Here is a 25,718-nt window from a genome sequence, read left to right as displayed (position 1 = left end):
CATGCACGCCCTCAAAAATATGCTTCCCAACAAGAACAGCGGCAAAGTCCTGACGCTGCTGGGGCTGGTCGCGTCCGGCGGCCTCGCCGTGCAGGTGGCGGCGCAAACGGCACTCAAAACGCCAGCTGCCAAGGCAGTCGAGGTCGCCAGCGGTGAGCGGGCAGCACATGTTGAATGGGGCTATACCGGCCCGACCGGCCCGGATCACTGGTCGACGCTCAGCAAGGATTATGCGATCTGCAATAGCGGCGAGCAGGAAAGTCCTATTGACCTGAAGGACGCTATTCCCGCCGATTTGGGCAGGTTGGCGATTGCGTGGAAACCGCTGGCGATCCGCGCCACGAATAACGGCCATACGGTGCAATATGATGCGCCCCCCGGCAGCAGCTTTGCAGTCGGCGGCAAGACCTATGCGCTTGCGCAGTTCCATATCCATCATCCCAGCGAACATTTGCTCGACGGGCGGCGCTTCCCGCTTGAAATTCATTTCGTTCACAAGCTTACTGATGGCGGCTTTGGCGTGGTGGGGGTTCTGGTCGCCAATGGCGTGGGCAATCCGACGCTGGGAAAGATGATCGCCGCGATCCCTGCCGAGGAGGGTGTGACTGGCACCGGCCCGATGATTGACCCGCGTGCTCTGCTGCCGGTCGCGCGCGGTTTCGATCGTTATGAAGGATCGCTGACGACACCGCCGTGCGCCGAAGCGGTCGACTGGGTCGTCTTGCGCACGCCAATTACCGCATCGGCAGCGCAGATCGACAGGTTCGCGACATTCTTTCCGTTCAACGCTCGCCCGATCCAGCCGCTCGACCGGCGGTTCCTGCTCGCGAGCCGTTAATGGCGCGAACGACGGTGCGGATCGCGGCGCTTGCGCTTGCAACTGGGCTGGCTGCGCCCGCAATCGCCAAGGATCCGCCGACGCTATATGAAGCGCTTGGTGCGCCGGACAATCTCAAGATCAACGGCAGCACGCGCGTCCGCTTCGAAGCGTTGGACGGTCAGGCCCGGCCGGGATTCGACAGCGCATCCGAACTGGTGAGCCTGCGCACCACGCTATTTGCCGAATATACTTTCAACCCGATCCGTATTGGCGGTGAAATTCGCGATGCGCGGGTTTATGATTCAGGGCCGGGCACACCAGTGACCACCAGCGAAGTCAACGCGGTCGAGCCAGTCCAGGCCTATATTGCTGCGGATCTTGGCGGGGTGCTTGGCAAGGGCAGCACGACGTCGCTTCAGGCCGGGCGGATGATCATTTCATTGGGGTCGTCGCGGCTGGTAACGTCCGAGGAATTTCGCAACACCGCCAATGGCTATACCGGTCTGCGGTTCGACCATAAGGCAAAGTCGGGGGCAGCGGCGACTGCGTTCTGGGTGCTGCCGCAGACCCGGCTGCCGACTGATCAGGCCGGTCTTCGCGCCAATCGTGTCGAACTGGACCGGGAAAGCATCAATCTGGTGCTCTGGGGTGCCTTTGTCACGACGCCCAAGCTGATCGCTGGGGGCAAGATCGACATCGGCTATTTCCGCCTTGTCGAAAGCGATAGCGGGGCATTCCAGACAATGGATCGCAACCTCCACACGTTCGATTTCCGGCTGTATCGCGACCCCGCGCCGGGCAGGTTCGACTGGGACGCCGAGGGCGCTGTCCAATATGGCACGATCTCCGCAGGCCTTGCCGCGAATGCGCCGACGCGGCGTGTGGCCGCGGGATTTTATCATTTTAGTATCGGCCGCAGCTTCAATGGGCCATGGGCGCTGCGGGTTGCGATCGAATATGATTATGCGAGCGGCACCCGATCAACCGGGAGTTTTGGCCGGTTCGATACGCTGTTCGGCGGGCGCCGGGTTGATTTTTCGCCCAGCGGCATCTTCAATGAAATCAACCGTTCCAATATTTCGTCGCCAGGCGTTCGGCTTGAAGTGAAGCCGACCAAGCGCTGGGACGGGATGGTCGATGCGCGCGCGCTGTTCGTGCCCGAAATTACCGATGCCTTTGCGACGACCGGGGTGCGCGATCCGCTGGGCCGGTCTGGCAATTATGCTGGCGAACAGTTCGACATCCGCGCCCGCTATTGGGTGATCCCGAAGGTTTTGCGAGGCGAGGTGGACTTTACCTATCTGCGCAAAGGGCCATTCCTGCGGCAAGCCCCCAATGCCCAGCGCAACGGCGACACCAGGTTCGCAGCGGTCAGCCTGATCGCCTATTTCTAGCGCAAGGGCGATCGGCTGAGCGTCAACTCAGCCGATGCAGCTTAGCGCTTGCGCTGTTTGCGGGCGGCGTATTTGGCGTCGCGAATGGCCTTTTTCTCGGCTTCGGTCAGTTCGGGCTTGACCTTGGCGGCTTCGGCTTCGGCTTCCAATCGCTTGCGTTCGGCCTTTTCGGCAGCTTCCTGTTCGCGCTGGGCCTGTTTGGCGGCGCGCTTCTCGGCATCGGCTGCTTCCTTGGCGGCACGCGCTGCGAGCTTGGCAGCGACGGCTGCTTCATCAACCGGCGGACGCGCCTTCAGCTTGTCGAGCGCGGCCTGCTTGGCCTTGGCGGCGCTGGCGATGCGATCGTTAAAGCCGGGATCCTTATAAGACATGGGGTAAGCTGCTCCGGAAATTTTGCATTTGCCCCGAGATTCTTTCGTCAGGGCGCGGTGGGCGTGCTATGATGCCATATGATGCTACAGTCCATCCCGCACAGTTACAGCGTTGCCATTGATCCCGCCGACATCGATTTCATGGGGCATGTCAATAATGCCAGCTATCTCAAATGGGTACAGGCGGCGGTTATCAGCCATTGGGAAAGGCTGGCGCCGGCCGATGCGATTGCCGCGCATTTGTGGGTCGCGCTGAAGCACGAAATTACCTATCGCAAGCCCGCCTTTCTGGCGGACGATCTGGTCGCGACCGTGCTGCTGGAGAAGGTTCACGGCGCGCGCGCCTTTTATCAGACGATCATTCGGCGCGGCGAGGAAGTGCTCGCCGAGGTGCAATCGAGCTGGTGCTGCATCGATGCGGATACCCACCGACCGGCGCGGCTGACCGCTAATGTGATTGACCGGTTTCTGCGCAAATCGATTGATTGATTGGCCAGGTTGCGCCGGTCGGGGTGATCAGCGTTTTCGGGTAGAATTGGATGGGTCGGCGCCATCCGCCGCGCTCGTGGCGTCATCCGCGCCCATTTCCATCGCGTTTTCGTCGCTGGCCATCATGTTCGCGGCCATCGCATCGGACACGCTCTCAGCCCGCTCTTCCATATTATCGGCCATCATCGCCATATTAGACGTAATGATCTCGCTGCCATTATCGACGGTGGCGCTTTCTGGCGAGCGCGCACAGGCGGCAAGGGTAATGATTGCGACAGCAAGGGCGGCGGCGGTGATGGCGCTCTTCATCGATCTGCTCCCACAGAAACTGGCGTTGATCTGGCCTTATCGTCGCAAGGCGAGGTGCTGGCCCCGCCACAATTAGGCCGATCTCTCTTTATCTAACGACCATTTTGACGTCGGCTTGATGCGCTGAAGATCAGGGCTTGGCTTTGGTGGTGCCGATTTCTTCGGGCGCATTGGCGATTACCGCCAGCATCGCGGTCCAGGCCGCGACATTTTGCCGGAGCTGTTCGGGATCGATCCGCTCAAGCGTGTCTTCAGGCGTGTGGTGATAATCGAAATAACGGGTGCCGGACTGGTTGAGATCGATCGCTGCCACCCCGGATTTCACCAGCAGTGCGATATCGGCGCCATCGCCGCCCAATGCCGTGCCGCGGACAATCCCAAGCGGCGCGAGTGCAGCGGCGACCCGGTCGCCGGCAGGTTTCGCGCTGTCGGGCAGGTTGAACTCCACCCGCCAGATACGATCGGCACCGAAATCAGATTCCGCCACCAGATCATGGCGTTCGTTCTTATGCGCCGCGAAATAGGCCGCCGCTCCGGCACCGCCGGTTTCCTCATCGCCGAACCAGACGACGCGAATCGTGCGGCGCGGGGCAGGGCCATCGAGCAGCCGCTTCGCCGCCGCTGCGGTGATGGCGACGCCGGATGCATCGTCAATCGCGCCGGTGCCGAGATCCCAGCTATCAAGATGGCCGCCGATCACGATCAGGCCTGCATTTGGATCGGTGCCGGGCACTTCGGCGATGACGTTGCCAGTATCATGCTGGCCGGTTTCACGCGGCGTGAGCACCAGATGAAGCGTGATCGGCTTGCCCCGCGCCACCATGCGGGAGAGGTTATCGGCATCCGATGTCGACAGCGCGGCGGCAGGAATTGGCGCGACGCCCTTCGGGAAATTAGTCTGGCCGGTATGCGGGCCACGGCCATGATCGCTGCCAATCGATCGGATCACCATCGCAATTGCGCCCTTTTGTGCGGCAATCCCGGGGCCAACAAAGCGCGCTGCGCCGAACTGGCCATAGCTGGACCCATCCTGGGTCGCGACCATGGCGTTGGAGACGAAGGCGATCTTGCCCTTCAGGCTGCCCTCAGGCGCGCGCTGCAGATCGGCAAAGCTGGGGAAATAGACGATCTCTGCGGTAATCCCTTCGGGCGGTGTCGCGCCGGACCCGCCAAGCGCCGTCAGATGCAATTTTTGCGGAAAGGGGGCGACAACCTCGCCAGTTTCAACACCGCGCACCCAAACCGACATCGGTGTCGTTTCGATCCGGACGTTTTTGAAGCCCAGCGCGGTGAGCTTTTTCGCCGCCCAGTCGCGCGCCCGTGCCTCCGCTTCGGTGCCTGCCAGCCGGGGGCCGACTTCAGTCGTCAGGCCTTCGACAATGTCATAAGCGACATCATCCTTCAGTGCTGCGTCGCGAAGGGCGGCCACCTCGGCGGACACCGCAGGTGCCGGGGCCGGGGCGGGGCGACCCTGCGCGAAGGCAGAAAAGGGGAGAGCGGTGGCGGCGAGCGCGGCGAGCAGGGCTGTTTTTCTCATCGGACCATGGGGTAGCGACCCCAGCGGGGTTTGCCAATCTTGAACGCGCCCGCTACATGCCGCGCTCGAAATTCCCACGCTTCATGCATTCATTCAACGACGGAGCACGTCGGCCATGGCCGTACAATATACCTATGTGATGAAGGGTCTGACCAAGACCTTCCCCGGTGCCGCCAAGCCCGTGCTCAACAATATCAGCCTGCAGTTCATCCCCGGCGCGAAGATTGCGATCATCGGGCCGAACGGCTCGGGCAAATCGACGCTGATGAAGATCATGGGCGGCATCGACACCGAATTTGGCGGCGAGGCCTGGGCCGCTGAGGGTCTGAAGGTCGGCTATCTGCCGCAGGAACCGCAGCTTGACCCGACCAAGGACGTGATCGGCAACGTTCGCGACGGCGCTGGCCCAATCGCCGCGATGGTCGAGCGCTTCAACGCGATCTCGGCCGAGATGGGCGATCCGCAGGACGACACCGATTTCGACGCGCTGATGGAGGAGATGGGCGATCTCCAGACTAAGATCGACGCGGCGGATGGCTGGTCCCTCGACAATCAGCTCGAAATCGCGATGGAAGCGCTGCGCTGCCCGCCTGGGGACAGCCCGGTCACCAACCTGTCGGGCGGTGAGAAGCGCCGCGTGGCTTTGTGCAAGCTGCTGCTCGAAAAGCCCGATATCCTGCTGCTCGACGAACCGACCAACCATTTGGATGCCGAAAGCGTCAGCTGGCTGGAGAATTTCCTGAAGGAATATACCGGCAACGTCATCCTCGTCACCCATGATCGCTATTTCCTCGATAATGTCGTCAACTGGGTGCTCGAGCTCGATCGCGGGCGTTATTACACCTATGAGAGCAACTATTCGGGCTATCTGGAAAAGAAGGCCAAGCGGCTCGAACAGGAAGAGCGCGAGGAACAGGGCAAGCAAAAGGCGATTCAGGACGAACTCGCCTGGATCCGCCAGAGCCCCAAGGCGCGCCAGACCAAGTCCAAGGCGCGCATCAAGGCGTTCGACGAGCTGGTCGCCGCCCAGGAGAACCGCACCGTCGGCAAGGCCGCGATCCTCATCCAGATGCCCGAGCGGCTCGGTAATAATGTGATCGAGGCCAAGGGGCTGACCAAGGCCTATGGCGACAAGCTGCTGTTCGAAAATCTCGACTTCAACCTGCCGCCCGGCGGCATCGTCGGCGTCATCGGGCCGAACGGTGCTGGCAAATCGACATTGTTCAAGCTGATAACCGGGCAGGACACGCCCGACGAGGGCGAGATCAATGTCGGCCAGACGGTGAAGCTCGGCTATGTCGACCAGAGCCGCGACCATCTCGATGGCGACAAGACGGTGTGGCAGGAAGTGTCCGACGGCTCCGACGTTTTCCGCTTCGGCAAGCAGGAAATCGGCACCCGCGCCTATGTTGGCGCGTTCAACTTCAAGGGGCAGGACCAGCAGAAAAAGGTCGGGCAGCTCTCAGGCGGCGAACGCAACCGCGTGCATCTGGCCAAGATGCTGAAAGAGGGCGGCAACGTGCTCCTCCTCGACGAACCGACCAACGATTTGGACGTGGAAACGCTGCGCGCGTTGGAAGAGGCGCTGGAGAGTTTTGCGGGCTGCGCGGTGGTGATCAGCCATGACCGCTTCTTTCTGGATCGGTTGGCGACGCACATTTTGGCGTTCGAGGGGAACTCGCACGTTGAGTGGTTCGAAGGGAACTTCGAGAGCTATGAGGAAGACAAGCGGCGGCGACTGGGCGATGCGGCGGATCGGCCTACGCGGCTGGCGTATAAGAAGCTGACGCGGTGAGCCTCAGAATTAGTATGCTGGCTGGACGAGCTAGATAAAATGCGAGCGCGACCTTTTTACGGAATATATCTAAATGTCTTGCCATCCTCCATCTCTATCTTTGCTCAGTCTTGAGTGATATGGACTAATAGCCGAAAATTAAATCTTCCATGTGATGTCTTTTTTCTCAAGACACTTGCATAGTTATATAGTCCATTTCCCATAACTTTGCATGATTTACTCGAGATGTCGCATTCAGCGTTAATATCGCTATCTTTAATTGTTAATTCTCTTATTGGCCATCGGCTTAAAAATGAGATCTTGTCTTTTATTACTTCAAATTTTGTTGAAATTTGTCCATAATACTCAACTTCATTTGTGTAATTGTTGTTCACCCAAGTTATGGCAGTCTCGGAATCTAGGCGGCTGTTGTGGACATAAAGCTTCGCTAGAGCTAACGCTTGCATTTCGAGCGTCGGCCTAGTCGATGAGGGCGTGCCTTTAGAAGCAGATTGAGTCGGTTTGAATCCCGCAAATGCCAAAATTTGCGGTAGTGACTGAAATCCTGTCCCAAATTGCAGTATAGCGACAAGAGCAGCCAATAATGCAATCATTCCACCGATTGACCTGAGTAAAGGACTCATGTTCTTGCCAATCCAACTCGAATCCCTAGTCTTGGATGTCGATGCTCAGGTTATTGGCTTTGATGACGCTACGCTAAAGTAAAGTCAATTTATAACGGTGGTGAAACGCCCGCCACCGTCCCCGCGTCGACCCGCGCCCCAAATGCCACGTCGCGGCGCTGCGTATGGGCGCCACGTCGCGGCGCTGCGTATGGGCATCGCCCCGCTCCAAACGTCTCCCAGCACGCAATTGAATTTTTCTCGCCTCTGCGCCATCGTCAAACAAATACGCACAAATCCGTGCGGACCCGGATGCACACGTGGCCCAACTCAACATTTCCGTCCCGGAAGCGCTCAAAAGCTGGATCGACATGCGGATCGCACAGGGCCGCTTCTCAAGCCCAAGTGACTATGTCCGCGATCTCGTTCGCCGCGATCTGGAACGCGCCGACTACACGACTTGGGTACAGGCAATGGTCGATCATGGGCTCGCGTCCGAAACGCTAGCTGAAGACCCTCGCTCGGTAATCGATGCGATCCTTGCCGAGGGGCAGCGCTGACCAAGTTCGACATCCAGGCCGCCGCCCGCGCGGACCTGCGCGAGATTTATGCCTTCAGCGTCGATCGCTTTGGTCGACCCGTTGCCGATAGCTATCTGCTGGGGCTGCGCGGGTGTTTCGACCGGTTGCTTGATTTTCCGGCGATCGGGCGCATTTATCCAGGCGTCACGCCGGAGATCCCCGTGCTATCCTATCGGCGTCACAGAGTTTTCTACCGGGTCGTCGACGACCAACTTTTGGTCGTTCGCATCCTGCACGAGCGCCGCAATATCGGCGAAAAGCTATAGGCCAAGCGCCACAACCAACCCCGCCACCGTCGCCGCCTCGATCCGCTCCCCAAACGCGACCTCGCACGCTTGCGCATAGGCCTCGCCCTCGGGCGCCCACATCTGGCGGATCACCTTCGCCTCGACATCAGCAACCCAATATTCAGGGACGCCCGCCGTCGCATAAAGCCGCGCCTTTGTGCCAAGGTCGCTTGCCAGCGTCGGACCGGCAACCTCGATCACCAATGCGACCGACGCGAGCGGCACGGCACCTTCACCCATCGGCTCGCTGGTCAGCATGATATCGGGCTCGGGCAGGCTATGCCCATCAATTTCGAGACTGAATTCGACGACCGGCGTAAGTGGCGAACCGATGGAACGGAGTGCGTCGCGGAGCGCATCGTAAAGTGCCATCTTCGCCATGCCATGCGGCCGGTATTGCGGGCTCATGACGATCACTTCCCCCTCGATCAGTTCTGTCCGAGCACCCTCGAACGCGCCCGATGCGTCGAGCGTGAGATAGTCCTCGACGCGAAGCCGATATTTGCCTGGGGCAGGGGGGCGTTCCTGCAAGGTCATTGCCCCGCCCTCTCCACCACCAACCCCGCCACCGTCACCGCCTCGATCCGCTCCCCGAACGCCACCGCCCGGGATTGCGCATAGCCGACAGTCTCAGGGCCCCACATCTGGTGGATTGTTGCTCCTTTAACATCAACGATCCAGTATTCCGGCACATGATTCCGCGCGTATAATGCGGTTTTGCGCTTGGTATCAAAAGCCAATGTCGTGTCTGAAATTTCCACAATCAGGCGCACCGACGCCAGCGGGATCAGCCCGTCGCCTTCCGGCTCGCTCGTCACCACGATATCGGGTTCAGGTGCGCCGTCAGGTGGCATTGCAACTGACCCTTCGACCATCGCTTCTAGCCCTAAACCGAGCTTATCAAGTGCCGCTGCCATGACGCGGAACAGCCGCGACTTGATTCGCGCGTGCGGCCGGTGCTGCGCGTTCATGAAGTAGATTTCTCCATCGATCAGCTCGGTCTTGCGATACGCTTCGAACGCACCCGATGCATCGAGGAGAAGATAATCCTCGATCCTCAGCTTCACCGGCAAAGGGGCGGTGTTGAGCAGCGCCATCTCGGTCATGCTGATAATCTACCAGAACCGCGAACGACCGCCAATGGCCTGTTCAGGCGGTCAACCGCTTGGTGAAGCCCTTGGGCACGGGATCGGTTGCTACCTCAGCAATTACGGTGCCGATCTGCGCAAATTCTGGACCCGTCCGGCATTCCTCGACCAGCGTCTCAACCGCAGTTTCGTCGCCCGCCACCAAGATTTCGACGCGCCCGTCTTTCAGATTGCGGACCCAGCCGGCCAGGTGGAGTGCTTGTGCCCGGCGGATTGCCCAGGCGCGGTAGCCGACATTTTGGACTTTGCCGGTGACAAAAACGCGTCGCATCACACTCATCACGCTACTCTTTTTACAACTATCTGGGGGAGCCCCAACCGCGCTTTAGCACGGATGTGGGATACACGCGGAACATTCCAGCGCAAATCGCGCAGCGCCGGTCGAAAAGGGTGACGCCTCCGGGGCGCGCTAGACCGGATAGCTGATGGCCAGGACTTCATAATCGCGCGTGCCGGCGGGCAGGGTGACGCGGCGGGTGTCGCCGATACCGGCGCCGCGCAGCGCCCGGGCGAGGGGGGCGCTCCAGCCGATCATGCCCGCCCCTGCGTCCGCCTCATCATCGCCGACCAAGGTAACGATGCGCTCGGCGTCATCATCATCGATCAGGGTAACCGTCGCCCCGAAAAACACCCGGCTGCGATCGATTTGTGCTGCCGGATCAATTACCTTGGCTGCTTTCATCCGGCGCGACAGCCAGCCGAGCCGACGATCAATTTCGCGCAGCCTTTTGCGGCCATAGATATAGTCACCATTTTCCGATCGGTCGCCATTGCCAGCCGCCCAGGATACGACATCGACAATGCGCGGGCGTTCCTCACCAAGCAGTTGATCATATTCGGCGCGCAGCACGGTGTATCCGGCCGGGGTGATGTAATTGGGCGCGTCCATGGGGACGATGCTAGGCACTGGGCGCGCCTGTGTGAACCGGGATCACGCGCCCGGCCGGCGCCCCAGATACCAGCTCATCCGCGCCTGGCCTTGTGACCGGGCACGCTGCGGGTTGAGCAGATCATAGACCACCGCATTTTCCAGCACGCGCTGGACATAATTCTTGGTCTCAAAGATCGGAATCGCCTCAATCCAGTCGATGATGTCGATCTCGCCGGTGCGCGGGTCGCCATTGGCCTTGAGCCATTTGTTCACATTGCCCGGCCCGGCATTATAGGCAGCGACGGCGAGCGGATAGCTGCCATAATTGTCGAACATCCGCTGGAAATAGGTTGATCCCAGCTGGATATTATAATCGGGATCGCTGGTCAGCGCGTTGCCATCATAGGACAAGCCAAGCTTGGTCGCGGTTTCGCGCGCGGTGCCCGGCATCAGCTGCATCAGCCCGCGTGCGCCAGCCCGGCTGATCGCAGCGCGATCAAACTGGCTTTCCTGGCGGGCAATGGCGTGGATCATCGTCCAGGCCAGGCGCTGGCCTGATTGTCAGGCACTTTCACGCTGGGGAAACCCGTGACGGCATAATCGGGCAGCCCATTGGACAGCGCGCTGCGGCCGACCATCACGCCCAGATCGGGCCGGCCCAGCGTGCGCGAAAGCTCGGTGGCGAGCGCGTGATCGGTATCGCTTTTTGCGTCAATCGCGATCTGGCGGACAAAGGCGGTCTGGTCCTCATGCGCGCCGATCGTGCCGAGATAGCGCGCTGCGCGCACGGTTTCGCGGGCATAAAAAGCGTCGCGCGTTGCCGGGTCGATCGTCCGCGCGGTGGCCATGGGCGGCGCGGTCAATTCGCGGCCAAGTTTTTCGGTGGCGAGCTGGCCGTAAAACTGGTCGCGGTAACTCGCCGCGCGCTCGAAATAGCTGGTCGCAACGTCGCGCTGGCCAGCGCTGAGCGCCGCGCGCCCGGCCCAATAAAAGCCCTTGGACCGCGTCTGCGGGGTCTGCGACCCGCCTGCATAGCGTTCGAACAGTCCGATCGCCTCACCCGGCTTACCCAACTGGCGGAGCGCGGTTTGCCCGGCGAGCCAGGCTAGGCTGGTATAGTCATCGCGCTCCCCATAAGGGCGCATGCTGACATCAGTGCCGGCCGGATAGGCATCGTCGATCTGCCGCGCGATGGCAAAGGCCATGCCATATTGGCCGTCGGCCTGGGCGCTGCGGGCATTGCTCAGCAGGATTTCGTACCAAGGCTCAACCCGGCCGGGGCGGCTGATCAGCACACGCGGTTGCGCCAGCAGCGATCGGGCACTGCCCCAGGCATTATTATCCTTCAGCCAATTGGCGCGATCAGCGAGATAGCCCGCATCATTGGCATAACGATCAAGCGTGGTTGCCGCGAGCGCGGATGCATCGGGTGCATTGCTGCGAAAGGCGAGGCGGGCGGCGAACATCTCGCGCTTGTCGGCGCTGACCAATGCCAATTGGCGCTGCGCCGAGCTGGTCGCCCCGGCCCAGAGCAACGCATCCATCCGCGCATCATGATCAGCGGGCGTCAGCGCCGCGCTGAACGCGCCGATAATCTTGGCCTCGTCCGATGCCGGCAAGGTCCCTTGCGTCCAGGCAGCGCGCGCGGCCTGATTGGCCTCATCGCGTAAGCCCACCGCGGCGAGCGCTTCGGCATGGCGGACCTGGCCCGTGCCAGTCAGCGGCGGAAAGCGACGGAAATAGCTGACCGCAACGCCGGGCGACCAGCTGCCGGTATCCAGCGAGCGCTCCGCCGCGCGGCGCAGCCCGGCCTCGCCCGGCCAGCCGGGATGGGCGAGCAGGAAGGCCGAATAGCTGTTGAACGAAAAACTGTCCGATTGCTGGAGCTGCTTCCACTGGGCAACCGTGCTCGCCAGCGCGGCGGTCGCCTCGGTCGAGACGGGCACGCGTTCCAGCTGGGCTCGATAATTATCGAGCTGATCCTGCGGCACGCCGAGTGCCGTAGCGATTGCGGAGACCCCTGCCATCAGCAGGCTCGATTTGGAGAAGAGCGACAGCATGTGGACATGCTACGTGATTCGCCCCTATCTGTCTTGTCCCAAAATCATTAATTTGGCGCGTTTTGGTACGCGCGAGAACGCGAGCAAAGAGATGTTTTCCGGTTCGATTCCTGCCCTTGTCACCCCGTTCCATCCCGATGGCCAAGTTGATGAAGCCGCCTTTCGCCGCTTTGTCGATTGGCAGATCGATCAGGGCTCGGCAGCGCTCGTTCCCTGCGGCACCACCGGGGAGGCAGCGACGCTCTCCGCCGAAGAGCATTTTCGCGTCGTCCATATCTGTGTCGAGCAAGCCGCTGGCCGGGTGCCGGTGATCGCGGGCGCGGGATCGAACGACACCGCCGTCGCCAAGCTCAACATCGATGCCGCCAAAGCCGCTGGCGCCGATGCCGCGCTGATGGTGCCGCCTTATTATAACCGCCCCAGCCAGGAGGGGATTTTCCGGCACTTCGAAGCAGTTGCCCAATCGTGTGACTTGCCGATCATCCTGTACAATGTCCCTGGTCGGACAGTGACCGACATTGCGGTGGAGACGATGGGGCGCATCACCGCCGCTTTCCCCAGCGTGGTCGGCGTCAAGGACGCAACCGGCGTGCTCCAACGCGTCACCGCCCAGCGCGCGGCGTGCAGGACGGATTTCTGCCAATTGTCAGGCAATGACGAGACCGCGCTGGCGTTCAACGCAATGGGCGGGGTGGGGTGTATCTCGGTCGCCGCCAATGTCGCGCCGCGCCTGTGTGCCGATTTCCAGGCGGCGTGCGCGGCGGGCGATTATGCGGCGGCGCGGGAGTATCAGGACCGGCTGTTCCCGCTTTACGTCGCGCTGTTCAGCGATGCCTCGCCGGGGCCGATCAAATATGCGCTCACCCGCGTCCGCCCCGATTTCCCCCCCGCGCTCCGCCTGCCGATGACCTGGCCGAGCGAAGCGAGCCAGCGCGCGGTGGATGCTGCACTGGCGCATGCGGGGTTGGTTTAGGGTCTGAACCACTAAACGGGAGCGGCAGCTAACGCCCAATGTCGGTCATAACCGAGCGCGATTGCCCATCCCAGAAACCGGCATGGTGGGGCAGGATTTCGACCTTCGCAAAGCCGCGCGCACCGATGGCGCGGCACGGGTGTCAAAACCGACCGGTTGTGACACATTCTGAGCGCCCTAACACGTAGTTGGACTAGGCTGGTGCCGAGGCAACGATCGCGTAGCTCATAGGGATGCCCTTACCCTCGAACGGCTGCCAATCCGTTTCCGCGATATTGTGGGCGTACTCACGAAACCGCTCAAGGCGGAAACCGTGATCAAGCAGTCCGCCAATGATCTCGGACAGCGTATGAAAGTGCCAATATGCGGTTGAGCCGGTATGCTGCGAGCCATCGTAGGTGATAGCCTTCGTGATCGGATAGGGCTCCACGCGAAAGTAGTCATGCGCAATGCGCGCAAGGTCCGGAGCGTCGGGCTCGAACATTTCAAGGACAGGATGCATCTCGTAGATAAATATCGTGCCGCCAGAACGTAGCAGGCTGCGGACGGAGGCAAAGAACGGCTCTAGCGAGGGAAACCAGCCAAGCGTGCCGATCGTGATCACAACCAGGTCGAAGCGACCGAAATAGGCTTGCGGTAGAGCGTTTGCGTCGCTCTCGACAAACTCCACGTCTTGTCCGGCCAGGGCTGCAAGTTCCCGCCCTTGGGTGAGGAACGCGAGTGAAATGTCGAATCCGACGCACTCCTTAGCACCTAGGTTCTTGATCGAAATCAGTTCCGCGCCGTTGTTGCAGCAGACATGCGCAACCGCTTTCCCCGCGACTCCTATTGTCGAAAGGATTTCGGTGGCAGTGGGATCAAGGCAGGAGAAAGCTGGATCGGCAATCCGGCTCACTAGCTCCATCCATTCGGCCGTGTCCCGGTGATGATCTGCTGACGCATCCCATGCTTTGCGGTTCGCCGCCGAAATCGATGATGTATCCATGCCGGTCACAATACACCGGAACTGCTGTTGGCTAAGTATCTATTTCGGTCCGCTTCAGCCTGCTAATCAGTGTATCAAAACCGAACGGTTGCGACACCAAGCGAAGCGCGGCTTTCTATCACGCCGTTCCCAAAACCCGCCCGTCGCCTAACCACCACCAACGGCCATTCGCTATCAGGTAAGCCAAACCCCAACCCCACCGCTTCCCTTATCGCCCGCCCGCGCCTACATGCCGCTGCCTTATGGCGCGCCCGAAACCCCCCACGTTTGAAAAAACCAAGATCGTCGCCGAAAACCGGCGGGCGAAGTTTGATTATGCGATTGAGACGGTGTTCGAAGCCGGCATCGCGCTGACCGGGACTGAGGTGAAGGCGCTGCGGGCGGGCACCGGCTCAATCGCCGAAAGCTATGCTGAGGTGAAGGACAACCAGGTCTGGCTGATCAATTCGAACGTCCCCGAATTCAGCCATGGCAACCGCTTCAACCACGAGCCCAAGCGCGCGCGCAAATTGCTGCTGCATGAGCGCGAGATCAACAAGATGCACGGGGCGGTCGCGCGCGAGGGGATGACCCTGGTGCCGTTGATGATCTATTTCAATTCAAAGGGCCGGGCGAAAGTGGAGCTGGCGCTCGCCAAGGGCAAAAAGGCGCATGACAAGCGCGAAACGATCAAAGAGCGCGACTGGAAGCGCGAACAGGGCAGAATCATGCGCGATCGGGGCTGAAAAAGCAAGATAGTTTCGTATGTTACCGATTTGACTACACGTGTCGTTCCCGTAAAACACAGGGCATCCACCCTCGATCAAGGATGCTCCATGCGGAAGTCGATTCTCGTTTCTTCGCTCCTCGCCACCGTCGCGTTGACCGGCGCCGCCTTTGCCCGCGACGCGTCCGAACCTGCCGCACCCGCCACTGAAGTTGCTGCCAAAACAGGCGCTGAACTCGGCACTTTCGGGATCGACCTCGACGGGATGGACCCCAGCGTAAAGCCGGGCGATGACTTTGCCGCCTATGCCGGTGGCACCTGGTACACCAAGACCGAGATTCCGGCCGATCGCGCTGCGTACGGCATGTTCAACAAATTGCAGGACCGTTCGCTCGAGCAGACCCGCGTGATCCTGGAAGCCGCCGCTGCCAAGCCCGGCAGCAAGATCGGCGATTTCTACGCGAGCTTCATGGATCAGGCCGCGATCGAAGCGCGCGGCACCGCGCCGATCAAGCCATGGCTCGCCGCGATCAAGGGCGCGACCGACAAGACCGCCCTCGCCGTGGAAATGGCAAAGCTGCAGCGCTACGGCGTCGGTGGCATGTTCGGCGTCAGCGTAGGGCAGGATGACAAGGCACCGGAGAATTACATCGTCAATGTCGGCCAGAGCGGGATCAGCCTGCCAGACCGCGATTATTATCTGAAGGACGATGCCAAGCTCGCAGGGATTCGCACCGAATATCAGGCCTATCTCGTCAAGATGCTGACGATGTTGGGGGAGGGCGATGCCGAGGCGCGCGCCGCCGCCGTGTTCGCGTTCGAAAAAAACCTGGCGACCGTTCACTGGACGCGCATCGAATCGCGCGATGCGGACAAGACCTATAACAAATGGTCCGCCGGTGATTTTGCCGCCAAAGCCCCCGGCTACCCCTGGGCCGAAATGCGCGAGACGCTAGGCGTCGGCGACCAGAAGACCTTCCTCGTCGCCCAACCAAGCGCGGTGACGGGCGAGGCAAAGGTGTTCGCCGAAACCCCGGTATCGGTGCTGCAAGATTATGCGATGCTTCGGCTGGTGCGCAGCTATGCCGGCTATCTGCCCAAGAGCTTCGATGATGCCGTGTTCGCCTTTTACGGCAAGATATTGTCGGGCCAGCCGCAGCAGCGCGATCGCTGGAAGCGCGGCGTGGCCGTGGTCAGCGGCGGGCTGGGCGAGGAAATCGGCAAGGAATATGTTGCCCGCTATTTTCCGGCGGAATCAAAGGCCAAGGCTGACGAACTGGTGAAGAACGTCGTCGCCGCGATGGGCGAGCGGATCGACAAGCTCGAATGGATGGCCCCCGAAACCAAGGTGAAGGCGCGCACCAAGCTCGCGTCGTTCACTGCCAAGATCGGCTATCCCAGCCAGTGGCGCGATTATTCGGCGCTGAAGATCGTGCCCGGCGATCTGGTGGCGAATGTCGCGGCGTCGAACTCTTTCGAGTATAGCCGCGATCTGGCGAAACTCGGTAAACCGATCGACCGGACCGAATGGTTCATGACGCCGATGACGATCAACGCCTATGCCAACCCGCCGATGAACGAAATCGTGTTCCCGGCGGCGATCCTGCAGCCGCCTTTCTTTGATGCGAAGGCCGATCCGGCGGTCAATTATGGCGGCATTGGTGCTGTGATCGGGCATGAGATCAGCCATCATTTTGATGATCAGGGCCGCAAATACGATCCGACCGGCAAGCTCGCCGATTGGTGGACCGATGAGGATGTGAAGAAGTTCGCCAGCTTCACCGACAAGCTCGTGAAGCAATATGACGCCTATGAGCCGATCCCCGGCCAGCATGTGCAGGGCGGGCTGACCCTGGGTGAAAATATCGCCGATCTGGCGGGACTCACGGTCGCGCTCGATGCCTATCATCGCTCGCTGAACGGCAAACCTGCTCCAGTGATCGGCGGGCTGACGGGCGATCAGCGCTTCTATCTCGGCTGGGCGCAGGTGTGGCGCATCAAGTTCCGCGAACCCGCGCTGCGCTCACAATTGCTGTCCGATCCGCACTCGCCGGGACCGCTGCGCACAGCCACGGTCCGCAACCTCGATGCCTGGTACGCGGCATTCGGGGCCAAGCCGGGGGACAAGACCTATCTGGCACCGGCGGACCGCATTCGGATTTGGTGATTTTTTGGGGGCGGTGCCGCAGGGTGCCGCCCCCTTTTTCTCGACATAATAAAATGGACTTGGGGAGTTTGTCATGCGTCCGCTTCGATTGATCGCCGTCGTTTCTACCCTTGCCATGGGCACCGCCACGCTTGCCGGGGTTACCTTTGCGCAAGCCGATGCGCAGCATGCGGCCCCCAATATGCATATCGTGCCCCCCGCCAGTGCTGAGCGTCCGCAATATGGCAGCTTTGGCTTTGATACCGCTGGCATGGACGCGGGCGTGCAGCCGGGGGATGATTTCTTTGGCTTTGCCAACGGCACCTGGGCAAAGAATACCGAAATTCCAGCGGACAAGGCCAGCTTTAGCTCGTTCGATATCCTGCAGGACGTTTCGCAAAAGCGGACGCGCGGGTTGCTTGAAGAGGCGATGAAAAAGCCGAAGTCAAAGATCGGTGCCGCTTATGCCGCCTATCTCGACACCAAAGCGATTGAGGCCAAGGGGCTGGCGCCGATCAAACCCTGGCTTGGCACGATCAAGGCGCTGAAATCAAAGACGGGCTATGCCGCGTTGGTGGCGCAGGCGGATCATAATGGCGTCAGCGTGCCGTTTGGCAGCGGCGTGTCGCAAGATGCCAAGAACCCCGATGCCTATACCGTCAGCCTGCGTCAGGCCGGGCTGGGGCTGCCGGACCGCGATTATTATCTCAGCGACGATGCCAAGCTGGTCGCCGCGCGCACCGCCTATCAGGCCTATATCGCGCAGATGTTCACGCTGGCGGGGGAGGGCAATGCGGCGGCGCGGGCCAAGGCTGTCGTCGAATTCGAAACGGGGATTGCCAAGGCGCATTGGACGCGGATCGAAAGCCGCGATGCCGACAAGACCTATAACAAGATGGAGGTTGCCGATCTGCAGAAAATGGCGCCCGGCTTTGATTTTGCCGGCTATTTCAAGGGGGTCGGCACGCCTGTAAAAACAGTGATCGTCGGCCAGCCAACCGCGATTACCAAGATAGCGGCACTGATCCAGGCGACGCCGCTCGCCGTGCTCAAGGATCAATTGCTGATCCGCTCGCTCGACGCCTTTGCCGATGTGCTGCCCAAGAAGTTCGATGAGGCACGCTTTGCGATGTACGGCACCGTGCTAGGCGGCACGCCTGAACAGCAGGCGCGCTGGAAGCGCGCGGTGAATTGGACATCGGGGGCGATCACCGATGATGTGTCGAAAATCTATGTCGCGCGCTATTTCCCGCCCGCAACCAAGGCGGCGATGGATCTGCTCGTCAAGAACGTCATCGCGGCAATGAATGTGCGGCTCGACAATCTTGAATGGATGTCCGCTGAAACCAAGGTGAAGGCGCATGCAAAGCTCGCCGCCTTTGTGCCGCGGATCGGTTATCCCGATAAATGGCGCGATTATTCGGCGTTGGTGATCACGCCCGGCGATGCGTTCGGCAACAAGCTCCGCGCGAACCAATGGGCGGATCGCTATAACAAGAACAAGCTGGGCAAGCCGATTTATCGCTGGGAATGGGGCCTGGCGCCGATGACGGTGAATGCCCAGGCCAACCCGACCTTGGTGGCGATTACCTTCCCGGCCGCGATCCTGCAGCCGCCTTTCTTTGATCCAAAGGCCGATCCGGCGGTGAATTACGGCGGGATTGGTGCGGTGATCGGGCATGAAATGAGCCATCATTTCGACGATCAGGGATCGAAGTTCGATGCCAAGGGGCGGCTGACCCAGTGGTGGACCGATGCCGATATCGCCGCCTTCAAGGCGCGCACCGCCAAATTGGTTGCGCAGTTCGATGCCTATGAACCGCTGCCGGGCTTCCACGTGAAGGGCGGACTGACGCTGGGCGAGAATACTGCCGATCTGGCCGGTCTGTCGGCGGCGATCGATGCCTATCACACCTCGCTTGGCGGCAAGCCCGCACCGGTGATTGATGGGCTCACCGGGGATCAGCGATTCTATCTCGGCTATGCGCAAGTGTGGCGGCGTAAGCACCGCGAGGCTGATCTGCGGAATCGGCTGCTGACCGATCCCCACGCGCCTGGCGAACAACGCGCCTGGATCGTCCGTAATCTCGATCCCTGGTACGCTGCCTTTGCGCCAAAGGACGGCCAGAAGCTGGTGTTGAAGCCCGAAGATCGCGTCCGCATCTGGTAGCCGCTTGACGGTCGCGCGGACGGGGCCAAAAGGGGGCATGGCCAGCCTTTCTGCACCGTCCGCGTCGATCCGTCGCCCCGCCCGAATGGCGGCGCTGCTGGCGTTGCTCTGTGGCCTGACGGCGGCGGTCGTGGTGCTGGGCGCGATTGGCGATCCAGTGATTGCGGCGGGCTTTCTGGGCGGCGCGATCGTCCTATTCGGCATCGTCATCGGCATTCGGGCAATGATTGCACCGACTGCCACGGCACCAGCCGAAACCGACTGGTCGGTCGCCCGCGCGCTGGCGGAGGCGAGCAGCGACGCGGTGGCGGTCACGGATCGCGCTGGCCGCTTGATCTGCGCCAATAATCGCTATCAGATCGTCTTTGGCGGCTTCCCGACGCCGCCCAATCTGCCGGTTGGGGAAACGCAGATTGCTGCGCTCGCCAGCGCCGGCCGTGCCGCGTGGCGAGACGGTGTCGCAGGTCTTGATCGCCTGATGATCGACGCCGGGCCGATCGCTGCATCGATCGAGCGGGCGGGTGAGGCGGAGGATATGCTCGTCTGGCGCTTTGCCGGGGCGCAAGGGGCTGATCTCGCTGCGACGGTTGAGGCGATGATCGGTGGTACGGTCGGCAATCGGCTGGCGACGGCCGGGATCATGACCGCGCTGATCACCGCCGATGGCCGAATTCGCGCTGCAAACCGGGTGTTTCGGGTGCGGGCGATGGGGCATGAGGAAGGCGCGATTGCTGGCCGCGATTTCGCCCGCTTCCTGATCACTGATGGCCAGGGAATGGTCCGTTTCGAGCGCGAAGGGATGACCAGCACGCCGCTGCGCGTGGTACAAATCCCGTTTATCGAGGGCGATGATGCGCCTTTGCTTGTGGCGCTGCTTGACGAGGAGGAGACGACCGGGCCTGCGATCGGCGCCAATGCATCGGCGCATGTCCGCAGCCTGGTGTCGCTGATGCCATTCGGGATCGCGCTGATCGATCGCGAGGGGCGCTTCCTGCAGATGAACGATGCGTTTGTCCGCGCTGCCGATGTCGATCCCGCCGCGCCGCCGCTCTATCCCGGCGATCTCGTCGTGCGAGAAGACAAGGCTGCCGTGGCCGATGCCGTCCGCCGCTTTGCAGGTGGAGCAACGCATAGTGCCGATATGGCGGTGCGGCTGCGCGATCGGCCCGATGAGCCCGTCGCCCTATCGATTGCTGGCGCGCGCGGGTTGGGTGAGGCGGCGGTGCTGCTCAGCTTGAAGGACAATGGCGAGGAAAACCGGCTGAAGCGTGAAGTGGCGCAGGCGACCAAGATGCAGGCTGTAGGCCAGCTCGCCGGCGGGGTTGCGCATGATTTCAACAATATCCTCACCGCGATTATCGGCCATTGCGACTTGATGCTGATGCGCCATTCGCCGGGCGATAGCGATTATGACGATATCCAGCAGATCCGCGCCAATTCGAACCGCGCCGCCAGCCTGACGCGGCAATTGCTCGCCTTTTCGCGCCAGCAGACGCTCCGTCCGCAGATATTGCAGCTGCCCGATGTGATCTCCGAAGTCTCAAACCTGCTCAAGCGGTTGCTGGGGGAAACGGTGACGCTGACGGTAAAGCATGGCCGCAATCTGGGGCCAGTGCGCGCCGATCCCGGCCAGCTTGAACAAGTGGTGATGAACCTGGCCGTCAACGCGCGCGATGCGATGCTGGCCAAGAGCGGGCAGGGCGGCGGCACGCTGACGATCCAGACGCTGGCGGTGCCCGCTGCCGATGTGCGCAAAATGGAATCGGATATCCTGCCGGTCGCCGATTATACAGCGATCAAAATCTCCGATACCGGTACGGGTATTCCGCCTGAGATCTTGTCCAAGATCTTCGAGCCCTTCTTCACCACCAAGGAAGTCGGCAAGGGTACCGGGCTGGGGCTGTCGACGGTCTATGGCATCGTCAAACAATCGGGCGGCTATATTTTTGCGGATTCCCGGCCAGGCAAAGGGGCGGAGTTCACCATCTATTTGCCCGTCCACACCGCCGCGGCTACCGCCAAGCCAATCCCTGCCGCACCCAAGGCCAAGGAAGGCGAATTGTGGGGCAGCGGGACGATCCTGATCGTCGAAGATGAAGACATGGTGCGCGCGGTCGCTGAGCGTGCGCTGACCCGACAAGGCTATACCGTGTTGACCGCGGAACATGGCGAGGCTGCACTTGAGCTGCTCGCCACGCACCAGCGCCCCGATCTGCTGATTTCAGACGTCGTGATGCCCATGATGGACGGTCCGACAATGGTGCGCCATGCCCGAAAGCGCTATCCAGATCTGCCGATTTTGTTCATGTCCGGCTATGCCGAAGAACAGTTGCGCAAATCGATCGACCTCGACAATGTCGCCTTTATCGCCAAGCCATTCTCGGTAAAGCAGCTTGCCGAGGCAGCGCGCGATGCGCTGGCGGTGAAATGACGCTTGGCGGCGTGCGCTATCTGGGCTCTAAGCGCGCCTTATGCCCGCCAACACCATTTTGATTGTCGAAGACGAATCACTGATTGCAATGATGCTCGAGGATTTTCTCGAATTGCTCGGCAAGCAAGTAATCGGCCCGGTTGATTCTGTTGCAGACGGGTTGGCCGCGGTTGCTGTCGGCGGCATTGGTGCGGCAATCTTGGACGTGAACCTGCGCGGCGGCGAGACCAGCTGGCCGATCGCCGATGCCCTGGCCGCAGCCGGAATCCCTTTTGTTGTCGCAAGTGGGGGCGGTATCCAAGACGTTGCCGAGCGGTTTCGCGATCGGCCGATGCTGTCCAAGCCGTTTACAATGGATGACGTTGAAGCGGCGATTGCCCAGTTCGCCTGATCAAGCGGAGGCTCACGCCGTCCGTTCTGGCACGGCGGCTGCATCATCGGCCAGCTTGGATTGTGGCGCGACGGCTTCCCACGGAAAGACGAACCAGTCTTTGGTGATCGCGCGGTCAATCGTCTCGGCGTGATACTCCACCCGCTGTGCCGACCGGACATTGTCGATCAGCGTCGCGAAGCGAATGCTGCCGGCAACCGCCCCCTGTTCGGCCAGGATCGTGCGCAACCGGCCGATTGTGCCGCCAGTGTCATTGATGTCATCGACGAACAGTAGCTTATCACCACCCTGGGTCCGCGCAGCCAGCCGGGCGAGCGCCCCTTCTGCAAATTCTTCGACTTGGCTCGAATAATCGACCGACAGCATGGGCAATCCCGTGGCGTGGCTAAGAAAAGTGGCCGGTACAAGCCCGCCACGCCCAATGCCGATGAGGTAGGATGGTGCCCAGCTATCCGCGCCGATCTGATCGGCGAGCGCCAGGACATGGGCGACAAACTGTTCCTGCAGGATCGGGGTGAAAATTGGCATCAGGCGGCATCCACATAGGCATCAAGCCGGGCGAGGTGCATGGAGACCGCGTCTAGCGGCAGGAACGACCCCAGGAAGGAATTGCGCGCGAGCAGCGTAAGATCAGCGAGGGAGAGGTCGCGCCCAGTGGCGGCAGCACGATAATTGTCAGCGATATAGCCGCCGAAATAGGCCGGATCGTCTGAATTGATCGTCGCCCTAAGGCCGACCTTCAACATTCGATCAATCGGATGGGCTGCCATGTCTGGCACTACGCAGAGCTTTAGATTGGACAGCGGGCAGACGGTGAGCGTCATGCCTTCCCTCGCCAGCCTTGCGGTGAGTATCGGGTCTTCAAGCGCGCGATTGCCATGATCGAGGCGATCGATATCGAGCAGGTCGAGCGCCTGCCACACATAATCGGGTGGGCCCTCCTCACCGGCATGGGCAACGCGTTTCAGCCCCATGTCGCCGGCCGCGGCAAAGACGCGCGCAAATTTTTCTGGCGGGTGACCAATTTCTGACGAATCGAGCCCGACGCCAGTGATCCGATCGAGCCATGGCTCGGCGGCCTTTAGCGTCGTAAAGGCAGCGTCCTCGTCGAGATGGCGGAGGAAGCAAAGAATGAGTTGTGCCGTTAGCCCATGCCTGGCTTGCGCCGCGGCCATGCCGGCGAGCAGGCCGTCTGCCACCACTTGAAACGGAATGCCGCGATCCGTGTGCGTCTGCGGATCAAAGAAGATTTCTGCATGGACGACCCCGTCTTCGGCTGCCCGATCGAAATAGGCGAGCGCCAGATCGTGGAAATCCTGTTCGGTGCGCAGCACGTCCGCCCCGGCATAATAAATATCCAGGAAATCCTGCAGCCGTGAGAAATTATAGGCTGCCCGCACTTCCTCAACCGTTGCGAAGGGAGTGGTGATGCGATTGCGCTGCGCAAGCGCCATCATCAGTTCGGGTTCAAGGCTGCCTTCAATATGCAAATGAAGTTCTGCCTTAGGCAGACCGGCGATGAAGTCAGGGTGATCGATCATGCGCCACCATCGCGAAACCGGCTCGACAGGGCAAGCCGGGAAAGCGGTGAAGGAAATTTTCGTTCACCCCTTGTTCCTGTAGAACATTATGTGTACAAAGACTGAGCGCATTGCCCAACCGGCATGTTCAGTCTAGCGACGGAGGCTTCCAATGGCAGCACAATTGAAGGTCATCGACAACAAAATGGCGGTATCCACGGACAAGGCGGCCGCTGAGCGGCAAAAGGCGCTCGACGCTGCGCTCGCGCAGATTGATCGGGCCTTTGGTAAAGGCTCGGCCATGCGGCTCGGCTCGAAGGAGACGATGCAGGTTGAGGCGATTTCGACCGGCTCGCTTGGGCTGGACATCGCGCTTGGCGTTGGCGGGTTGCCGCGCGGTCGGGTCATCGAAATCTATGGGCCGGAAAGCTCGGGCAAGACCACGCTGGCGCTTCACGTCATCGCCGAAGCGCAGAAAAATGGCGGCACGGCGGCGTTTGTCGATGCCGAACATGCGCTTGACCCGGTCTATGCCAAAAAACTGGGCGTTAACATCGACGAACTGATCGTGTCGCAGCCCGATACCGGCGAGCAAGCGCTCGAGATCGTTGACACCTTGGTGCGTTCCAATGCCATTGACGTGCTGGTGGTCGATTCGGTTGCGGCTCTCGTGCCGCGCGCTGAAATTGAGGGCGAGATGGGCGATAGCCATGTCGGCCTGCAGGCGCGGCTGATGTCGCAATCGCTGCGTAAGTTGACCGGGTCGATCAGTCGGTCGCGTTGCATGGTGATCTTCATCAACCAGCTGCGCATGAAGATCGGCGTGATGTACGGCAACCCGGAAACCACGACGGGTGGGAATGCCCTGAAATTCTACGCCTCGGTTCGGCTCGACATTCGCCGCACCGGCCAGATCAAGGACCGCGAGGATATCGTTGGCAACACCACCCGGGTGAAAGTGGTCAAGAACAAGGTCGCGCCGCCGTTCAAGCAGGTCGAATTCGATATCATGTATGGCCAGGGCATTTCGAAAATCGGCGAAATTCTCGATCTCGGCGTCAAGGCCGGGCTGGTCGAGAAATCGGGCGCATGGTTCTCTTATGACAGCGTCCGGATCGGCCAAGGCCGCGAAAACGCCAAGACCTATTTGAGCGAGCATAGCGAGATGGCGGATCGGCTCGAAAAGGCGATCCGGACCCGCACCGACAAGGTTGCCGAGGAAATGATGGTCGGTGCCGAACCGGAAGATGATGACGAGATGTAAGCTTCCCGGCGGCGTATTCCTGCACGGACTAGCGCTGCAATAACTGGAAAGGCCCGCCCATGTCGGCGGGCCTTTCATGTTTTGGGCGCTGGCATGTCGGGCGGGCCGTTGCGGCAGTGTCGGTGACCCGCAAATTCCCCACCTTTGTTCGAAGATCGGGAGACGACAACGCGCGAAGCGCTCGACTTCGTGCCGCGATCGGCTAGCGTCACCGGCGTTCAGGAGGCCATGTTATGACGATCATCGTCCACCATCTCGAAAATTCGCGGTCGCAGCGCATCCTATGGATGCTCGAAGAAATTGGTCTACCCTATGAGATCAGGCATTATGCGCGTGATAAGAAGACAATGCTGGCACCGCCCGAGCTGAAGCTGATCCATCCGCTCGGCAAATCACCGGTGATTGAGGATGACGGTGTCGTCATCGCTGAAACGGGGGCCATCGTCGAATATCTGGTCGAAAAAGCGGATGGCCGGCTTGGACCGGGCGCGCACCGCGAATCGGTGCTGCGCTATCGCCAGTTCATCCATTATGCCGAGGGCTCGATGATGCCGCCGCTCTTCGCGATGCTGGTGGCGGGACGTATTCCGCTATTTGGCAAGGCAGTGCTCAAGCGCCTGGTGCCGATGTTCGATGTCCATCTTGATTATCTTGAGGCCGAACTTGCTTCCCGGCCCTGGTTTGCCGGCGACGAAATCAGCGCAGCCGATATCATGATGAGCTTTCCGCTTGAAGCAGCGCGATCACGGGCGGGTCTCGGCCCGTCGCGACCGGCGACCACCGCCTGGCTTGCCAAGATCCACGCCCGCCCGGGCTATCAGACCGCACTCGCCAAGGGCGGTCCCTATGCCTTTGCGTGATGCCTAGG

The 25,718-nt window shown here is 60.9% G+C and carries 27 protein-coding genes; 14 read left to right on the top strand and 13 right to left on the bottom strand.

All coding sequences use genetic code 11. The features are described from left to right. The first annotated feature begins 1 nt into the window (after nucleotide 1). Both B7Y43_RS02325 and B7Y43_RS02320 read left to right on the top strand, forming a co-directional pair. Complete coding sequence (locus tag B7Y43_RS02325; protein WP_374129993.1) at nucleotides 2–838, top strand: carbonic anhydrase; 837 nt, start codon at nucleotides 2–4, stop codon at nucleotides 836–838. After that, entirely contained in the window at nucleotides 838–2,214 is a 1,377-nt protein-coding gene (locus tag B7Y43_RS02320) for an alginate export family protein (RefSeq protein WP_374129992.1), read from the top strand. Before B7Y43_RS02325 ends, B7Y43_RS02320 begins: the two co-directional genes overlap by 1 nt. A 41-nt stretch (nucleotides 2,215–2,255) precedes the next feature. On the opposite strand, the gene B7Y43_RS02315 is transcribed toward B7Y43_RS02320, so the two are convergent. After that, complete coding sequence (locus tag B7Y43_RS02315) at nucleotides 2,256–2,585, bottom strand: DUF6481 family protein (RefSeq protein WP_374129991.1); 330 nt, start codon at nucleotides 2,583–2,585, stop codon at nucleotides 2,256–2,258. 81 nt (nucleotides 2,586–2,666) lie between these two features. On the opposite strand from B7Y43_RS02315, the gene B7Y43_RS02310 reads away from it, so the two are divergent. Beyond that, nucleotides 2,667–3,074, top strand: coding sequence for a thioesterase family protein (locus B7Y43_RS02310; RefSeq protein ID WP_374130190.1), 408 nt, complete (start codon nucleotides 2,667–2,669; stop codon nucleotides 3,072–3,074). A gap of 27 nt (nucleotides 3,075–3,101) precedes the next feature. On the opposite strand, the gene B7Y43_RS02305 is transcribed toward B7Y43_RS02310, so the two are convergent. Continuing rightward, nucleotides 3,102–3,383, bottom strand: coding sequence for a hypothetical protein (locus tag B7Y43_RS02305; protein ID WP_374129990.1), 282 nt, complete (start codon nucleotides 3,381–3,383; stop codon nucleotides 3,102–3,104). A gap of 130 nt (nucleotides 3,384–3,513) precedes the next feature. Continuing rightward, nucleotides 3,514–4,920, bottom strand: coding sequence for a M20/M25/M40 family metallo-hydrolase (locus B7Y43_RS02300; RefSeq protein WP_374129989.1), 1,407 nt, complete (start codon nucleotides 4,918–4,920; stop codon nucleotides 3,514–3,516). A 115-nt stretch (nucleotides 4,921–5,035) separates the two neighbouring features. Here B7Y43_RS02300 and ettA point away from each other — a divergent pair, with 115 nt between their 5' ends. Then, nucleotides 5,036–6,715, top strand: a complete 1,680-nt coding sequence (ettA, locus tag B7Y43_RS02295; protein ID WP_374129988.1) for an ABC transporter ATP-binding protein — start codon at nucleotides 5,036–5,038, stop codon at nucleotides 6,713–6,715. Nucleotides 6,716–6,819: 104 nt separating this feature from the next. Here the strand turns inward: ettA and B7Y43_RS02290 are convergent, their stop codons facing one another. Beyond that, nucleotides 6,820–7,338 carry a hypothetical protein gene (locus B7Y43_RS02290; RefSeq protein ID WP_374129987.1) on the bottom strand — a complete coding sequence of 173 codons (519 nt, stop codon included), beginning with the start codon at nucleotides 7,336–7,338 and terminating at the stop codon, nucleotides 6,820–6,822. A 299-nt stretch (nucleotides 7,339–7,637) separates the two neighbouring features. Here B7Y43_RS02290 and B7Y43_RS02285 point away from each other — a divergent pair, with 299 nt between their 5' ends. Both B7Y43_RS02285 and B7Y43_RS02280 read left to right on the top strand, forming a co-directional pair. Then, on the top strand, nucleotides 7,638–7,877 hold the full coding sequence (locus B7Y43_RS02285) for a type II toxin-antitoxin system ParD family antitoxin (RefSeq protein WP_374129986.1): 240 nt from the start codon (nucleotides 7,638–7,640) through the stop codon (nucleotides 7,875–7,877). Further along, complete coding sequence (locus tag B7Y43_RS02280; RefSeq protein WP_374130189.1) at nucleotides 7,874–8,164, top strand: type II toxin-antitoxin system RelE/ParE family toxin; 291 nt, start codon at nucleotides 7,874–7,876, stop codon at nucleotides 8,162–8,164. Before B7Y43_RS02285 ends, B7Y43_RS02280 begins: the two co-directional genes overlap by 4 nt. Here the strand turns inward: B7Y43_RS02280 and B7Y43_RS02275 are convergent. The 6 genes from B7Y43_RS02275 to B7Y43_RS02250 all read right to left on the bottom strand — a co-directional run bounded on the left by B7Y43_RS02275 (nucleotide 8,159) and on the right by B7Y43_RS02250 (nucleotide 12,264). Continuing rightward, a complete protein-coding gene (locus B7Y43_RS02275) occupies nucleotides 8,159–8,722 on the bottom strand; it encodes a Uma2 family endonuclease (RefSeq protein ID WP_374129985.1) in 564 nt (187 codons plus the stop codon). The two genes, B7Y43_RS02280 and B7Y43_RS02275, sit on opposite strands and share 6 nt — an antisense overlap. Further along, on the bottom strand, nucleotides 8,719–9,282 hold the full coding sequence (locus B7Y43_RS02270; protein ID WP_374129984.1) for a Uma2 family endonuclease: 564 nt from the start codon (nucleotides 9,280–9,282) through the stop codon (nucleotides 8,719–8,721). The genes B7Y43_RS02275 and B7Y43_RS02270 overlap by 4 nt, the downstream gene beginning before the upstream one ends. A gap of 52 nt (nucleotides 9,283–9,334) precedes the next feature. Next, a complete protein-coding gene (locus B7Y43_RS02265; RefSeq protein ID WP_374129983.1) occupies nucleotides 9,335–9,613 on the bottom strand; it encodes an acylphosphatase in 279 nt (92 codons plus the stop codon). Nucleotides 9,614–9,742: 129 nt separating this feature from the next. Continuing rightward, nucleotides 9,743–10,222, bottom strand: a complete 480-nt coding sequence (greB, locus tag B7Y43_RS02260; protein ID WP_374130188.1) for a transcription elongation factor GreB — start codon at nucleotides 10,220–10,222, stop codon at nucleotides 9,743–9,745. Between the two features lie 42 nt (nucleotides 10,223–10,264). Beyond that, nucleotides 10,265–10,738 carry a lytic transglycosylase domain-containing protein gene (locus B7Y43_RS02255; protein ID WP_374129982.1) on the bottom strand — a complete coding sequence of 158 codons (474 nt, stop codon included), beginning with the start codon at nucleotides 10,736–10,738 and terminating at the stop codon, nucleotides 10,265–10,267. Continuing rightward, on the bottom strand, nucleotides 10,735–12,264 hold the full coding sequence (locus B7Y43_RS02250) for a lytic transglycosylase domain-containing protein (RefSeq protein ID WP_374129981.1): 1,530 nt from the start codon (nucleotides 12,262–12,264) through the stop codon (nucleotides 10,735–10,737). The genes B7Y43_RS02255 and B7Y43_RS02250 overlap by 4 nt, the downstream gene beginning before the upstream one ends. Before the next feature lie 91 nt (nucleotides 12,265–12,355). On the opposite strand from B7Y43_RS02250, the gene dapA reads away from it, so the two are divergent. Further along, on the top strand, nucleotides 12,356–13,237 hold the full coding sequence (gene dapA, locus B7Y43_RS02245; protein ID WP_374129980.1) for a 4-hydroxy-tetrahydrodipicolinate synthase: 882 nt from the start codon (nucleotides 12,356–12,358) through the stop codon (nucleotides 13,235–13,237). Between the two features lie 193 nt (nucleotides 13,238–13,430). Here dapA and B7Y43_RS02240 read toward each other — a convergent pair whose 3' ends face one another. Further along, nucleotides 13,431–14,222: a class I SAM-dependent methyltransferase gene (locus B7Y43_RS02240; protein WP_374130187.1), complete on the bottom strand. Its 792-nt coding sequence runs from the start codon at nucleotides 14,220–14,222 to the stop codon at nucleotides 13,431–13,433. 242 nt (nucleotides 14,223–14,464) lie between these two features. On the opposite strand from B7Y43_RS02240, the gene smpB reads away from it, so the two are divergent. From smpB to B7Y43_RS02215, 5 genes are all read left to right on the top strand, one after another. Next, on the top strand, nucleotides 14,465–14,947 hold the full coding sequence (gene smpB, locus B7Y43_RS02235) for an SsrA-binding protein (RefSeq protein ID WP_374129979.1): 483 nt from the start codon (nucleotides 14,465–14,467) through the stop codon (nucleotides 14,945–14,947). Between the two features lie 90 nt (nucleotides 14,948–15,037). Then, on the top strand, nucleotides 15,038–17,095 hold the full coding sequence (locus B7Y43_RS02230; RefSeq protein ID WP_374129978.1) for a M13 family metallopeptidase: 2,058 nt from the start codon (nucleotides 15,038–15,040) through the stop codon (nucleotides 17,093–17,095). Between the two features lie 73 nt (nucleotides 17,096–17,168). Further along, complete coding sequence (locus B7Y43_RS02225) at nucleotides 17,169–19,244, top strand: M13 family metallopeptidase (RefSeq protein ID WP_374129977.1); 2,076 nt, start codon at nucleotides 17,169–17,171, stop codon at nucleotides 19,242–19,244. Between the two features lie 37 nt (nucleotides 19,245–19,281). Next, nucleotides 19,282–21,675: a response regulator gene (locus B7Y43_RS02220; RefSeq protein ID WP_374129976.1), complete on the top strand. Its 2,394-nt coding sequence runs from the start codon at nucleotides 19,282–19,284 to the stop codon at nucleotides 21,673–21,675. Nucleotides 21,676–21,715: 40 nt separating this feature from the next. Beyond that, nucleotides 21,716–22,066, top strand: a complete 351-nt coding sequence (locus B7Y43_RS02215; RefSeq protein ID WP_374129975.1) for a response regulator — start codon at nucleotides 21,716–21,718, stop codon at nucleotides 22,064–22,066. Nucleotides 22,067–22,078: 12 nt separating this feature from the next. Here the strand turns inward: B7Y43_RS02215 and B7Y43_RS02210 are convergent, their stop codons facing one another. Both B7Y43_RS02210 and B7Y43_RS02205 read right to left on the bottom strand, forming a co-directional pair. Further along, complete coding sequence (locus tag B7Y43_RS02210) at nucleotides 22,079–22,594, bottom strand: phosphoribosyltransferase (RefSeq protein WP_374129974.1); 516 nt, start codon at nucleotides 22,592–22,594, stop codon at nucleotides 22,079–22,081. Then, on the bottom strand, nucleotides 22,594–23,607 hold the full coding sequence (locus B7Y43_RS02205) for an adenosine deaminase family protein (protein ID WP_374129973.1): 1,014 nt from the start codon (nucleotides 23,605–23,607) through the stop codon (nucleotides 22,594–22,596). The genes B7Y43_RS02210 and B7Y43_RS02205 overlap by 1 nt, the downstream gene beginning before the upstream one ends. Nucleotides 23,608–23,758: 151 nt before the next feature. Between B7Y43_RS02205 and recA the strand changes: the two genes are divergently transcribed. Both recA and B7Y43_RS02195 read left to right on the top strand, forming a co-directional pair. Then, nucleotides 23,759–24,850: a recombinase RecA gene (gene recA / locus B7Y43_RS02200; protein WP_374129972.1), complete on the top strand. Its 1,092-nt coding sequence runs from the start codon at nucleotides 23,759–23,761 to the stop codon at nucleotides 24,848–24,850. 233 nt (nucleotides 24,851–25,083) lie between these two features. Continuing rightward, nucleotides 25,084–25,710 (top strand): glutathione S-transferase family protein, encoded by a 627-nt coding sequence (locus tag B7Y43_RS02195; RefSeq protein ID WP_374129971.1) that lies wholly within the window; start codon nucleotides 25,084–25,086, stop codon nucleotides 25,708–25,710. Nucleotides 25,711–25,718: the final 8 nt, after the last annotated feature.

The organism is Sphingomonas sp. 28-62-20 (assembly GCF_002281505.1).
The sequence above is the reverse complement of the archived record's forward strand: the minus strand, read 5'-3'. Positions and strand labels throughout refer to the sequence as shown.

Coding starts and splice junctions, on each gene's coding strand:
- ettA (WP_374129988.1), top strand. CDS start 5,036: ATGGCCGTACAATATACCTATGTGATGAAGGGTCTGACCAAGACCTTC.
- B7Y43_RS02300 (WP_374129989.1), bottom strand. CDS start 4,920: ATGAGAAAAACAGCCCTGCTCGCCGCGCTCGCCGCCACCGCTCTCCCC.
- dapA (WP_374129980.1), top strand. CDS start 12,356: ATGTTTTCCGGTTCGATTCCTGCCCTTGTCACCCCGTTCCATCCCGAT.
- greB (WP_374130188.1), bottom strand. CDS start 10,222: ATGGACGCGCCCAATTACATCACCCCGGCCGGATACACCGTGCTGCGC.
- B7Y43_RS02315 (WP_374129991.1), bottom strand. CDS start 2,585: ATGTCTTATAAGGATCCCGGCTTTAACGATCGCATCGCCAGCGCCGCC.
- B7Y43_RS02270 (WP_374129984.1), bottom strand. CDS start 9,282: ATGGCGCTGCTCAACACCGCCCCTTTGCCGGTGAAGCTGAGGATCGAG.
- B7Y43_RS02220 (WP_374129976.1), top strand. CDS start 19,282: ATGGCCAGCCTTTCTGCACCGTCCGCGTCGATCCGTCGCCCCGCCCGA.
- B7Y43_RS02275 (WP_374129985.1), bottom strand. CDS start 8,722: ATGACCTTGCAGGAACGCCCCCCTGCCCCAGGCAAATATCGGCTTCGC.
- B7Y43_RS02305 (WP_374129990.1), bottom strand. CDS start 3,383: ATGAAGAGCGCCATCACCGCCGCCGCCCTTGCTGTCGCAATCATTACC.
- smpB (WP_374129979.1), top strand. CDS start 14,465: ATGGCGCGCCCGAAACCCCCCACGTTTGAAAAAACCAAGATCGTCGCC.
- B7Y43_RS02240 (WP_374130187.1), bottom strand. CDS start 14,222: ATGGATACATCATCGATTTCGGCGGCGAACCGCAAAGCATGGGATGCG.
- B7Y43_RS02255 (WP_374129982.1), bottom strand. CDS start 10,738: ATGATCCACGCCATTGCCCGCCAGGAAAGCCAGTTTGATCGCGCTGCG.
- B7Y43_RS02205 (WP_374129973.1), bottom strand. CDS start 23,607: ATGATCGATCACCCTGACTTCATCGCCGGTCTGCCTAAGGCAGAACTT.
- recA (WP_374129972.1), top strand. CDS start 23,759: ATGGCAGCACAATTGAAGGTCATCGACAACAAAATGGCGGTATCCACG.
- B7Y43_RS02230 (WP_374129978.1), top strand. CDS start 15,038: ATGCGGAAGTCGATTCTCGTTTCTTCGCTCCTCGCCACCGTCGCGTTG.
- B7Y43_RS02325 (WP_374129993.1), top strand. CDS start 2: ATGCACGCCCTCAAAAATATGCTTCCCAACAAGAACAGCGGCAAAGTC.
- B7Y43_RS02290 (WP_374129987.1), bottom strand. CDS start 7,338: ATGAGTCCTTTACTCAGGTCAATCGGTGGAATGATTGCATTATTGGCT.
- B7Y43_RS02215 (WP_374129975.1), top strand. CDS start 21,716: ATGCCCGCCAACACCATTTTGATTGTCGAAGACGAATCACTGATTGCA.
- B7Y43_RS02195 (WP_374129971.1), top strand. CDS start 25,084: ATGACGATCATCGTCCACCATCTCGAAAATTCGCGGTCGCAGCGCATC.
- B7Y43_RS02210 (WP_374129974.1), bottom strand. CDS start 22,594: ATGCCAATTTTCACCCCGATCCTGCAGGAACAGTTTGTCGCCCATGTC.
- B7Y43_RS02320 (WP_374129992.1), top strand. CDS start 838: ATGGCGCGAACGACGGTGCGGATCGCGGCGCTTGCGCTTGCAACTGGG.
- B7Y43_RS02265 (WP_374129983.1), bottom strand. CDS start 9,613: ATGAGTGTGATGCGACGCGTTTTTGTCACCGGCAAAGTCCAAAATGTC.
- B7Y43_RS02310 (WP_374130190.1), top strand. CDS start 2,667: ATGCTACAGTCCATCCCGCACAGTTACAGCGTTGCCATTGATCCCGCC.
- B7Y43_RS02250 (WP_374129981.1), bottom strand. CDS start 12,264: ATGCTGTCGCTCTTCTCCAAATCGAGCCTGCTGATGGCAGGGGTCTCC.
- B7Y43_RS02225 (WP_374129977.1), top strand. CDS start 17,169: ATGCGTCCGCTTCGATTGATCGCCGTCGTTTCTACCCTTGCCATGGGC.